Source organism: Saccharopolyspora sp. NPDC002686, assembly GCF_040295745.1.
In the GTDB taxonomy this organism is placed as follows: domain Bacteria; phylum Actinomycetota; class Actinomycetes; order Mycobacteriales; family Pseudonocardiaceae; genus Saccharopolyspora; species Saccharopolyspora oryzae.
The window spans coordinates 1-11122 of record NZ_JBEOVY010000266.1 but is presented as its reverse complement, the minus strand read 5'-3'; the positions used below and the strand labels follow the sequence as shown (position 1 = coordinate 11122).

Here is an 11122-nt window from a genome sequence, read left to right as displayed (position 1 = left end):
GCCGTCCTCGCCAGGCGAACGCTGGAACGGCGCAGGAGCGGCTGCGAACGTGGGCTATGCGCCTACGGCGCATCAAAGACAACGACAAGAAACATGGCGTCAGGCTGCATCAGCCGCTGTCAGGGCGATCCCGTTGAATGGTCGTCATGCGGAGGTGGGTGCTGCACATGGACATGGATGCGTTCTTCGCATCCGTGGAGCAGCTGACCCGCCCCACCGTGAAGGGCCGTCCGGTGCTGGTCGGCGGCGCCGGACCGCGCGGCACCGTGGCCGGGGCCAGCTACGAGGCCCGCGAGTACGGCGCTCGTTCGGCGATGCCGATGGCCGAGGCGCGCCGCCGCTGCCCCGTCGCCGTGGTGCTGCCGCCGCGGTTCCAGGTCTACCAGGCGGTGAGCAAGCGGGTGCTGGGCATCGTGCGGGAGGTCTCCGACGTCGTCGAGCAGGTGTCGGTGGACGAGGCGTTCCTGGAACCGAGCGAGCTGGCCGGCGCGCCGACCGAACACGTCGAGCACTTCGCCACCCAGCTGCGCGCGCGGGTGCAGCGCGAGGTCGGGGTGACCGCCTCGATCGGTGCCGGGCCGGGCAAGCAGCTCGCCAAGATCGGTTCTGACCTGGCCAAACCGGACGGGATGCTGGTGGTGCCCGCCGAGGAGCAGCTGGAGCTGCTGTCGGCGCTGCCGGTGCGCAAGATGTGGGGCATCGGGCCGGTGACCGAGTCCAAGCTGCACCGCATCGGCGTGCACACCATCGGCGAGCTGGCCGATCTGCACCTCAACGACGCGATCTCGCTGCTGGGTCAGGCGCACGGCACCGAGCTGCACCGGCTCGCGCACGGCATCGACGAGCGCCCGGTGGCCGAGCGGGCCGAGGCCAAGCAGGTCAGCGCGGAGACCACGTTCGACGTCGACATCACCGATCGCGCCGAGCTGCTCTCGGAGGTGCTCGGGGTGGCCGAGTCGGCGCACCGCCGTCTGGTGTCCTCGGGACGGGCGGCGCGCACGGTGACGATCAAGGTGCGCGACTCCGACTTCACCACGATCAACCGGGCCGAGACCTTCACCTCGGCGACCAGCGATTTCGGCGCGCTGTCCGCCGCCGCGCGGCGGCTGCTGCCGATCGCGGTCCCGCCCGGGACGCCGGTGCGACTGGTCGGGGTGTCCTACTCCGGGCTGGCGACCTCCGAGCAGGAGCCGCTCTTCGACAACCCCGCTGACCAGGCCGAACCCACCGAACCGGCACCGCAACCGGTCGCCCGGCCCACCCCGGAGCCGGAGGTCCGGCAGTGGCGGGCAGGCGACGACCTGGTGCACGCCGAGCACGGGCACGGCTGGGTGCAGGGCGCCGGGCACGGCCGGGTCACGGTGCGCTTCGAGACCGCCGCCACCGGGCGCGGGGTGGCCCGCACCTTCGCCATCGACGACCCGCAGCTCACCGCAGCAGATCCGCTGGACAGCCTCGGCTGGTGATCCGAGCCCGCCTTTAATCCTGGTTTTTGATCTTTTGCTTGGATTCGCCGCCAGGCGAATAGCCCACCCTCGAAGCTTGCACCGCCGCGGGTTCTCAGCGTTCGCCTGGCGAGGACGGCCCGGCTGCCGTGTATTGGCATACATAAAGTCGGGCACCCGGAGTCCAGGCGGGCGCTGAGGTTCCGCTACCCGCACCGCCACGCAAAACGAGAGCTTCAGACAGGAACTTGGTCAGCGCAGGTTGGCCCAGGCGTAGGTGATCATCGCTTCGCGGAGGTACGCGGCCATGCCCTTGGGCTTGCGGCGCTCGATGCGGCGGCGGAACTTCGGCTGGTTCACGTACAGCTCCGCCAGCCGCAGGTAGGAGGCGCGGTCCGGGGTCCAGAAGTTGCGGATCCAGCGGCAGTGCTCGCCGACGACCTGCTGGGTGCGGGGATCGTTGCTGGGCACGCCGGTGGCGAACAGCTCGGCGATGCTGGAGCTGATCCGCTGCCAGTCCTGACCGATCCGCCGCGCGATCTCCTGCCGCTGCTGGGGGGAGACGGGGCCGTTGACGCCCGCAGGCGTCATGTTCCCGATCAGAGCCGTGCCGTCCTCGACGGCTTCGGCCTCCTCCAGACCGGGGCTCCCAAACACGTTGTTCGGCTGCACGGCGTCCCTTCCTCCAACTCCCCGCGCGGGTACGGCGCACTCCGATAGAGCACAGACAGTGATCATCGCTGCACGATTTCGCTAACGATGTTCATCTGCCCGTGGCACATTAACGGAGCCTTTCGGGCACCGCGCGTGATTGGGGAGAACCGCTACCAGCCTGTGACGCCGATCAACTCCGCTGGTCGGAGTCCTCGGGATCGTCGGGTTCCGGCCGCGCGGGCGGCGCGAGGAACACCACACCCTTGTCGAGGTCCAGGGGGCCGCCGGGGTCGTGCCCCTTCGAGATGCCGGTCTCGTCGCCCTCGTGCTTCAACTTGCGCCCGGGAAGGAGTTCGCCGTAGGAGGCCATGCCCCCACGGTAGCCGCGAACCACCGGCCCCGGCCTGCGAAATCCGGGGCCGGTGGTGCGCGCGGATCAGCAGTGCGACTTGTAGAAGTGCTGCGCCTGCTGGTCCATGTCCTCGCGGGTGATGGCGATCATCTCGGTCTTGGTCTCGCGCTCGACCTGCTGGCCCTTGATCGCCGCGATCGCCCGCTTGACGCCCTCCTGGCCGATCTTGGCCGGGTCCTGGGCGATGAGCGCCTGGACGCGGCCGTTGCGCAGGTCGTCGACCTGCTTGGGGCTGGCGTCGAAGCCGACCAGCTGGACCTGGCCGGACTTGCCGGCGTTGGACAGCGCGGTCGCCGCGCCCTCACCGGTGTTGAGGTTGGTGCCGAACACGCCCACCAGGTCCGGGTTCGCGGCCAGCGTCGAGGACACGATCTGGGCCGCGGTCGCCGGTTCGTTCTCGGTGTACTGGGTGGGCAGCAGCTTCAGGTTCGGGTGCTTGGCGATCTCCTCCTCGAAGCCCTTGGCGCGCTCGTCGGTGGTGGAGGTGCCCGCCTTGGTGTTCAGCGCCAGCACCGAACCGGGCTTGTCGCCGACCAGCCGGGCCAGGGTCTGCGCGGCGAGCTGGCCGCCCGCGTAGTTGTCGGAGGACAGCGAGGTGACCGCGATGGAGCGGTCGTCGAGCGCGGTGTCGACCTCGACGACCTGGATGCCATTGCTCTTGGCCTGCTGCAGCGGCGCGGCCAGTGCCTTGTCGTCGGTCGGGGCGATGATCACCGCACCGGGCTTGCTGCTGACGATGCCGCCCAGGATCTGCGACTGCTCGGCCTGCTCGAACTTCTCCGGGGCCTGCGTGTTGAGCCGGTAGCCGGCCTTGGTGGCTTCATCTTTGGCCGCGCACTCGATCGAGACGTAGAACGGTTCGCCGCGCATCCCGGTGATCAGCGCGAGGTTCTTGTTGTTCGGGTCGGTCTGGCCGCCGCCGGTGTCACCGATCTGGCCGGACCCGCAGCCCGCCAGCAGCAGTGCCGCACCCACCGCGAGCACCGTCTTGCACGTTCTCATCCGAAATCACCCTCCACACGCCGTTGTGCCGGTTTGGTCGGAAGTGGCATACATAAGGGTTGGCACCCGGAGTCCAGGCGGGCGCTGAGGTTCCGCTACCCGCACCGCTATTCAAATTGAGTTCGTCAGACAGTTTTCTCAGCGGTTGTTGCGCGCCCGCCGTCGTCGCTGGTCCAGCCACACGGCGATGACCAGCACCGCGCCCACCGCGATGGGCTGCCAGAACGGCCGCACGCCCGCCATCACGAACCCGGCGTCGAGCACCGCCGGGATGAACACGCCGATCACGCTGCCCAGCACCGTGCCGATGCCGCCGAACAGGCTGGTGCCGCCCAGCACGACCGCCGCGATCGCGTTGAGGTTGTCGTTGCTGTGGCCGCTGATCGTGGTGGTGCCGAAGTAGGCCAGCGACATGAACCCGGCCAGCCCGGCCAGCACCCCGGTCAGGGTGTAGACGGCGATGAGGTGCCGGGTGACCTTGATGCCGCTGCGCCGGGCGGCTTCGGCGTTCGAGCCGATCGCGTAGGTGTAGCGGCCGAAGGTCGTGGTGTGCAGCAGCCAGATCGCCAGCAGCGTGACCACCGCGGCAAGGATCACCAGGTTCGGCACGATCCCGAGCGAGGTGCCGGTGCCGAGCGTGCGGCGCAGCGCGTTGGGCACGGTGCGCACGTCGACGCCGTTGGTGAGCAGCTGCGCGGCACCGAGTGCCGCCCCGAACGAGCCCAGCGTGACGATCAGCGCGGGCACCCGGGCCACCGCCACCAGCACGCCGTTGAGCACGCCCCACAGCGCGCCGCCGATCAGCGCCACGACCAGGCCGATGGCGATCACGCCCCAGCTCGCGCCGGTGGCGTCGCCGCCGCTGAGCCCTTCCATCGTCATCGCGGAGACGACGCCGGAGAACACCAGCACCGAGCCCACCGACAGGTCGATGCCGGAGGTGATGATCACGAACGTCATGCCGACCGCGAGCATCAGCAGGGGAGCGGCCTGCACCAGCAGGTTCTGCGCGTTGAACAGGGTGGGGAACGCGTCCGGGCGCAGCGCGCTGAACAGCGCGCACAGCGCGAGCAGCACCAGACCGGTCCACAGCGTGTTGGAGGAGGCCAGCTTCGCGCCGAGGCCCTTGCCCTGCGGCGCGAGCCCGCCGTCCACTTCGGACTTCCGGGTTTCCTGCTGGGTGGCCATCAGCTCGCGTCCTCCTGCGACAGCGCGCCGGTCATCGCACCGACGAGGTCCTCCAAGGTCGCTTCGGCGGCGTCGAACCGCGCGACCCGGCTGCCGAGGCGCAGCACCTCGACCCGGTCCGCCACCGACAGCACTTCGGGCATGTTGTGGCTGATCAGCACCACTGCGATGCCGGTGTCGCGGACCCGGCGCACCACCTCCAGCACGCGTTCGCGCTGCACGACGCCCAACGCGGCGGTCGGCTCGTCCATGAACACCAGCTTGTCGGCCCACGCCACCGACCGGGCCACCGCGACGCTCTGCCGCTGACCGCCGGACAGCGACCCGATCGGCACGCTCAGGTCCGGCAGCGACACCCCGAACTTGGCGAACTGCTCGGCGGCCTGCGCCCGCATCCCCGCCTTGTCCAGCATGCCGAGCTTGCCCAGCAGCCCCGGCCGCCGCAGCTCCCGACCGAGGAACAGGTTCGCCGCCGGATCCAGGTCCGGGGCGACCGCGAGGTCCTGGTAGGCGGTCTCGATGCCGTGCGCGCGGGCGGTGGTGGGGGAGTCCAGCACCACCGGTTCACCTGCGACCCGGATCTCCCCGGAATCCGGTTGTTCCACCCCGGAGAGGCATTTGACCAGTGTGGACTTGCCGGCCCCGTTGTCACCGATGAGCGCGACGACTTCGCCGGGGTGGACGGTGAACGAGGCGCCGCGCAGCGCTTCCACGCCGCCGTAGCGCTTGACCAGGTCGCGGGCTTCCAGCAGTGGTTCGGTCATATCCGGCTCCCTGCGGACGGTGGGCGGCAGTGCACCGCGGTCAGATCGCCCTCGAGCTGCGCGGCCCCGGCTGCGTGCGGGACCACCGCGGTGGTCCCGCGTCGCAGTTCGAGGTCGCTCCCGTCGTCGGAGCGGAGTTTCCCGCTGCCGTCCAACACGATCAGCACCCCGAAGGAAGGTTCAAGCTCGACCGAGCCGTGCAGGCGATCAGCGCGGAAGAAGGGTTCGGCGTCCTCGGCCAGCAGCCCGACCCGTGCCGCGTCCTGGTCCGCGGTGCGCTTGATCAGCGAGGTCAGCACGGCGTCGTCGAAACCGCTGCGGTTGAGGGTCTGCAGCGCGGTCCGCTGGTCCATGCCGAGGAACGCGCTCTCGGCGTCGGACAGGAAGCCCTGCCACTCCAACGTGACGGAGAAGTCCGTCGGCTGCTGCAGCTCGACGATGAACACGCCCTCACCGATCGCGTGCGGGGTGCCGGCGGGCACGTGCACGGTGTCGCCGGGGCGCACCGGGATCTCGTTCAGCGACCCTAGCAGAGCGGAGGAGTCCTGGGTGCTCACCCAGCGCTCGACCACCTCGGGCGCCACGTCGTCCCGGAAACCCAGGTACACCACGGGATTCGGGCCGCTGGTGCCGACCACGATCCACGCCTCGGTCTTGCCGAACCGCGAACCCAGGTGCTGCTGGGCGAACCGGTCCGACGGGTGGCAGTGCACCGGCAGCCGCTGCCCGGCGTCGAGCAGCTTGACCAGCAGCGCGGTGCTGTCGCCGAACTCGGCGACGTGCTCGGCACCCAGCCACTGCTCGGGCGCCTCGTGCACCGCGTCGCGCAGCCAACGCCCGTCGGGCAGCCGCGACAGCCCCGACTCGGACTGCCCGAACCGCGTCGTGGTGGACCCGACCCAGTCCTCCGGGCCGAACGCGCGATCGTCACCGCCGCCGCGCAGCGCCGCGATGGACGCGCCACCGCGGTAGAACTGCTGCGGTTGGTTGGCGGGCAGGACGATCGCCCGCACCGACTGGTCATCGTGGACAGAACTCAACGTGCAACCTCTCCAGAACCTCGGGCCAGCAGCCGAGTGGGGACGACGATGCGGCGTGGTGCGGTGCGGTCGCCGTCGAGCCGCGAGAACAGCAGCTCGGCGGCCGACCGGCCCAGCGCCGTCGTTTCGTGGGTGACGACCGTGATCGGCGGATCCAGCAGATCGGCCAGCTCGAAGTCGTCGAAACCCACCAGCGCCGGGCGGTCGGCCCGCCCGGCCAGGGCGCGCAGCGCTTGGATGGTGATCCGGTTGTTGCCGGTCACCAGCGCGGTCGCGCGCCGCAGGGTGGTGCTCAGCGCCTCGGCCACCGACTCGTCGGTGTGCGGGCCCATCAGCACCAGGTCGGATTCGAACGGCACCCCCGCCCGCGCGCAGCCCTCGCGGAACCCGCGCAGCCGCTCGGCGGCGGTGTGGATCTCGGGGGCGTCGCCCAGGAACGCGATCTGCCGGTGCCCGTGCTCGGCGAGGTGCTGCGCGGCGAGCGCGGTGCCGCCGGAGTTGTCGATGAGCACGGCGTCGGCGTCGAGGTTGCCGGGCGGGCGGTCCACGAACACCACCGGCGTGCCCGCGTTGATCTCGTGCGCGATGTAGCCGTGCTGGTGACCGGCGGGGACGACGATCAGCCCGTCGACGCGGCGGGCGCAGAACTCCAGCACCAGCTCGCGCTCCCGCGCCGGGTCCTCGTCGGACGAACCGGTCAGCACCTGCTTGCCGCGGGTCCGGGCGACTTCCTCCACCGCGCGGGTCAGCACCGAGTAGAAGGGGTTCGCGAGGTCCTCCAGGACCAGGCCCAGCGTGCCGGTCCCGGTGCCGCGCCGGAGGTTGCGGGCGCTGAGGTTGCGCCGGAAGCCCAGCTGGTCGATCGCGGACAGCACGCGTTCCGCCGTGGCCGGGGTGACGCCGCTCTCGGCGTTGACGACCCGCGACACGGTTTTGATGCTCACGCCGGCCAGCCGCGCCACGTCGCTCATCGTGGCGCGCCGGACGTTCCCGGAGTCAGACAACGTTGTCATGGCGTGCGGCATTGCACCCCACCCCGCCGACCGCTGTCAATCCCGCCGCACGCCAATGCCTCCACCCGGCCCCGCAGCGCCAGCCGATCGGCCCAACCGGTCCGTTGACAAGGTTGTCCGGATGGCGGCTGGTTACGCTGGGGGAATGGCTGATCATGTGCAGGTCGTGACCACGACCGACTCCGAGGAGTCCGCCGCCGAGCTGGCGCGCGGCGTCGTCGAGGCCGCGCTGGGCGCCTGCGTGCAGGTCGTGCCGATCCGCAGCTTCTACGTCTGGGAGGGCGCGGCGCAGGACGACCCGGAGTGGCAGCTGCAGATCAAGACCTCCGCGGCCCGGCTGCCCGCGCTCGTCGAGCACCTGAAGGCCGTGCACGGCTACGACGTCCCGGAGATCATCGCCACCCCGATCATCGGGGGGAATCCCGACTACCTGTCCTGGGTGGACGACCAGACCCGCGCTTAGCGGCACCGGCGGCCGGGTGAGGCGCGTCACCGGGCACACTCGCAGGAAGTGCCGTTCTAGACGGAAGTGGGGTCGACGTGCCGCGGACTCATGCCGGTTGGTTCCGGTTGGTGGCGATCGCCGAAGCGTTCTCGTGGGTGGGGCTGCTGGCGGCGATGGCGTTCAAGTACGGCCTGGACATGCCGGCCGGCGTGACGGTGATGGGCTGGATCCACGGCGCGATCTTCACCGCCTACGTGGTGACCTGCCTGGTCGTCTTCAGCCCGTTCCGCTGGCGCTTCTGGGTGCTGGTCCTGGCGCTGGTCGCCTCGGTCCCGCCCCTGGCAACGGTGTGGTTCGAGCGCTGGGCCAACCGCCGAGGCCTCCTCACCGAGTCCGACTCCGAAGACCCCACCTTCTGGGGCAAGGTCCGCTACGCCTTCCGCGAGCTCAACTAGGCGTACGTACTCCGCAAGCGGCGCGAGCCGCGACCCGCTCCGTCACGCAGAACGAGGTTGGAAAACATCGTCAGAAGTCGCCGGCGGCGTGGCGGACCTTGCCCAGCAGTTCGGTGAGCTGCTGGGTCTGGCGTTCGGTGATGCCGCGCAGGCCGAAGTCGATCTCGTTGACGGACTCGGTGGCCTTCTTCATCAGGTCCCGGCCGTCCTCGGTGATCTCGACCAGGGTGGTGCGCCGGTCGGTGGGGTGCGGCATCCGCCGCACCAGGCTGTCCTGCTCGAGCCGGTCGACGATGTTGGTGACGCTGGTCGGGTGCAGCTGGAGCCGGTCGCCCATGACCCGCATCGGCAGGCTGCCGCGCCGCGAGAAGGTCAGCAGCACCAGCGCCTCGTAGCGGGCGAACGTCAGGTTGTGCGGCCGGAGCGCGTTGTCGACCGCGGACTGCAGGATCTGCTGCACCCTCATCACGCTGGTGACCGCGGCCATCGTCGTCGACGGGCCTACCCGTTCGGCCCAGATCTCGGCCGCGCGGGCGATGGGGTCGAAGGGCAGCGGGCTACGGGTGCTCATGGTGTTCGACGCTAGCAGCGGTTTCCCGTCCGGTCGTGGGCTGTGGTGCCGTGGGCGGGGGAATCGGCGACAGTGGTTGCGTTGGTGGCGCATGATCACAGCGCCCGGTGGCACCGGTCGCCGGGCAGGAGAACGGAGGAGCAGACGTGCTGGTGGCGTTCAGCGTGGCCCCGAGCGGGGTCGGTGAGAGCGACAGCGTCAGCGAAGCGGTGGCGGCTGCGGTGAAGGTGGTCCGGGAGTCCGGCCTGCCGCACGAGACGACCTCGATGTTCACCACGATCGAGGGCGAGTGGGACGAGGTCATGGACGTGGTGAAGCGGGCCACCGAGGCAGCGTCGGCCGGAGCCCCGCGCACCAGCCTGGTGCTCAAGGCCGACATCCGGCCGGGCCACACCGGCCAGCTGAAGGCGAAGGTGGAGCGGGTCGAGAACCACCTGCGGGAGCAGTGACGCAATACATGAGGCCGGGCACCCGCAGTCCAGGCGGGCGCTGAGGTTCCGCTACCCGCACCGCTACGCAGAACAAGCGAAGACAAGAAAAACCGGGGCGGTGTCGGCATCGACACCGCCCCGGTCTTTTTCAGCTCGCTGGCTGCGACAACCCTCAGAGCTTCGGGTGGTCGACGACCGGCGCGTTGAGGCAGTTGTTCGCCTGCGGCGACAGGATCGGGACGACGACGCCGATGGCGGCACCAACGTTGTTGCCGCACGCCTGCACCGGAACGGCGCTGATGTTGTTGTCGTCGACGGCGTTGATGCCGTTGTTGTCGGCGCTGTCCGCGAACGCGGCGGTGCCCAGGGTCACGACGCCGAGAGCGGCGGCACCGGCGACACCGGCAACACGGGTAGCAATACGCACTGTTTCGTACCTCTCGTCGAACTACTTTCAGGAGGTCCACCAAACGGAGGCCCCGAAGGCCCGCGCGAGACCATCAGTCCTCGCGGGCTCTGCCATGTCCTTCGGTGGTGAAACCGGCGGAACTTGAGAGTTCTTGAGCGGCTTCCACTCCATAGAGGGAAGTTGTTCACTGTTTCGAGTTGATCTGCGGAGTTCACGGCGTGTCTGGCTTGGCCAGGCGGTGTCGCCACCCGTCGAACATCGACCGCCCTGCCGCCGCCCGCCTGGTGGAACGTGTCAGGATGGGGGTGTGACGAGGCCGGATCCACGCCAGAACGCAGCAGCAATGTCCGCCGCGATGGCGGGCGCAGTCGACTTGTCGGCCCTGAAGAACCGGGCCGAGGCCAACGCTCGCGCAGCCGCGCAGCCGCCCGCCGCCGCTGGCGAAGGTGGTGCCGCGCCCGCGAGCGCAGCGGTCATCGACGTCACCGAGGCCAACTTCCAGGACGAGGTCGTCGAGCGCTCCCTGCAGGTTCCGGTGGTCGTCGACCTGTGGGCGACCTGGTGCGGACCGTGCAAGCAGCTCTCCCCGGTGCTCGAGCGCCTGGCCCAGGAGGGCGGTGGTTCGTGGGTGCTGGCGAAGGTCGACGTCGACGCCAACCCGCGGATCGCGCAGCTCTTCCAGGTGCAGTCGGTGCCGATGGTCATCGCGATCGCCGGCGGGCAGCCGGTGGACGCGTTCAACGGCGCGCTCCCGGAACCGCAGATCCGCCAGTGGATCACCGAGCTGCTCAACGCCCTGCGCGACCAGATGCCCGGCATCCGCGCCGCGGAGCAGGGCGGTGCGGCCGAGCCGGTCGAGGAGCCCGAGGACCCGCGGTTCACCGCCGCTGAGGACGCGCTGGAGCGCGGCGACTACGCCGCCGCCGAGGACGCGTACCAGAAGATCCTGGACGCCGAGCCGAACAACGAGCTGGCCAAGGCCGCGCTCGCGCAGGTCCGGTTCTCCGCGCGCGCCGAGCAGGCCGACCCGACCGCGATCGAGCGGGCCGACGCCGCCCCCGAGGACATCGACGCCCAGCTGGCCGCGTCCGACGCCGAGCTGGCCATCGGCAAGGTCGAAGAGGCCTTCAGCCGGCTGATCCAGACGGTCAAGCGCACTTCGGGCGACGAGCGCGACCGCGTCCGCCGCCACCTCGTCGAGTCCTTCGAGGTCTTCCCGGAGGGCGACGAGCGGGTCAGCGCCGCCCGCCGGGCCCTGGCCAGCGCCCTGTTCTGAGCCTCCCGACAGCGGCC

Annotated in this window: 14 protein-coding genes; 5 read left to right on the top strand and 9 right to left on the bottom strand. The window is 70.2% G+C overall.

The window, feature by feature from the left end:
• The first annotated feature begins 146 nt into the window (after positions 1-146).
• Entirely contained in the window at positions 147-1466 is a 1320-nt protein-coding gene (locus ABTZ89_RS28135) for a DNA polymerase IV (protein ID WP_351050193.1), read from the top strand.
• Positions 1467-1697: 231 nt separating this feature from the next.
• Here the strand turns inward: ABTZ89_RS28135 and ABTZ89_RS28130 are convergent, their stop codons facing one another.
• The 7 genes from ABTZ89_RS28130 to ABTZ89_RS28100 form a co-directional block, all read right to left on the bottom strand.
• On the bottom strand, positions 1698-2117 hold the full coding sequence (locus ABTZ89_RS28130; protein WP_351050190.1) for a TipAS antibiotic-recognition domain-containing protein: 420 nt from the start codon (positions 2115-2117) through the stop codon (positions 1698-1700).
• 172 nt (positions 2118-2289) lie between these two features.
• Positions 2290-2469, bottom strand: a complete 180-nt coding sequence (locus tag ABTZ89_RS28125) for a hypothetical protein (protein ID WP_351050187.1) — start codon at positions 2467-2469, stop codon at positions 2290-2292.
• 66 nt (positions 2470-2535) lie between these two features.
• A complete protein-coding gene (locus ABTZ89_RS28120) occupies positions 2536-3513 on the bottom strand; it encodes an ABC transporter substrate-binding protein (protein ID WP_270951527.1) in 978 nt (325 codons plus the stop codon).
• Positions 3514-3651: 138 nt separating this feature from the next.
• The gene (locus ABTZ89_RS28115; RefSeq protein ID WP_351050183.1) at positions 3652-4701 is read right to left on the bottom strand and encodes an ABC transporter permease; all 1050 of its coding nucleotides are present in this window, start codon (positions 4699-4701) and stop codon (positions 3652-3654) included.
• Positions 4701-5465 carry an ATP-binding cassette domain-containing protein gene (locus ABTZ89_RS28110; RefSeq protein WP_270951529.1) on the bottom strand — a complete coding sequence of 255 codons (765 nt, stop codon included), beginning with the start codon at positions 5463-5465 and terminating at the stop codon, positions 4701-4703. The genes ABTZ89_RS28115 and ABTZ89_RS28110 overlap by 1 nt, the downstream gene beginning before the upstream one ends.
• Positions 5462-6505 (bottom strand): class I mannose-6-phosphate isomerase, encoded by a 1044-nt coding sequence (locus ABTZ89_RS28105; protein WP_270951530.1) that lies wholly within the window; start codon positions 6503-6505, stop codon positions 5462-5464. The genes ABTZ89_RS28110 and ABTZ89_RS28105 overlap by 4 nt, the downstream gene beginning before the upstream one ends.
• Complete coding sequence (locus ABTZ89_RS28100; RefSeq protein WP_351050196.1) at positions 6502-7476, bottom strand: LacI family DNA-binding transcriptional regulator; 975 nt, start codon at positions 7474-7476, stop codon at positions 6502-6504. Before ABTZ89_RS28100 ends, ABTZ89_RS28105 begins: the two co-directional genes overlap by 4 nt.
• A gap of 187 nt (positions 7477-7663) precedes the next feature.
• On the opposite strand from ABTZ89_RS28100, the gene cutA reads away from it, so the two are divergent.
• Both cutA and ABTZ89_RS28090 read left to right on the top strand, forming a co-directional pair.
• Positions 7664-7981: a divalent-cation tolerance protein CutA gene (gene cutA, locus ABTZ89_RS28095; RefSeq protein ID WP_270951531.1), complete on the top strand. Its 318-nt coding sequence runs from the start codon at positions 7664-7666 to the stop codon at positions 7979-7981.
• 77 nt (positions 7982-8058) lie between these two features.
• On the top strand, positions 8059-8418 hold the full coding sequence (locus ABTZ89_RS28090) for a DUF3817 domain-containing protein (protein WP_351050177.1): 360 nt from the start codon (positions 8059-8061) through the stop codon (positions 8416-8418).
• A 70-nt stretch (positions 8419-8488) separates the two neighbouring features.
• On the opposite strand, the gene ABTZ89_RS28085 is transcribed toward ABTZ89_RS28090, so the two are convergent.
• Complete coding sequence (locus ABTZ89_RS28085) at positions 8489-8989, bottom strand: MarR family winged helix-turn-helix transcriptional regulator (protein ID WP_270951533.1); 501 nt, start codon at positions 8987-8989, stop codon at positions 8489-8491.
• Between the two features lie 146 nt (positions 8990-9135).
• Here ABTZ89_RS28085 and ABTZ89_RS28080 point away from each other — a divergent pair, with 146 nt between their 5' ends.
• Positions 9136-9438, top strand: a complete 303-nt coding sequence (locus ABTZ89_RS28080) for an MTH1187 family thiamine-binding protein (RefSeq protein ID WP_270951534.1) — start codon at positions 9136-9138, stop codon at positions 9436-9438.
• Positions 9439-9592: 154 nt separating this feature from the next.
• Here the strand turns inward: ABTZ89_RS28080 and ABTZ89_RS28075 are convergent, their stop codons facing one another.
• Positions 9593-9847, bottom strand: coding sequence for a hypothetical protein (locus ABTZ89_RS28075; RefSeq protein WP_270951535.1), 255 nt, complete (start codon positions 9845-9847; stop codon positions 9593-9595).
• Between the two features lie 325 nt (positions 9848-10172).
• Between ABTZ89_RS28075 and ABTZ89_RS28070 the strand changes: the two genes are divergently transcribed.
• Positions 10173-11105, top strand: coding sequence for a tetratricopeptide repeat protein (locus tag ABTZ89_RS28070; RefSeq protein ID WP_270951536.1), 933 nt, complete (start codon positions 10173-10175; stop codon positions 11103-11105).
• Positions 11106-11122: the final 17 nt, after the last annotated feature.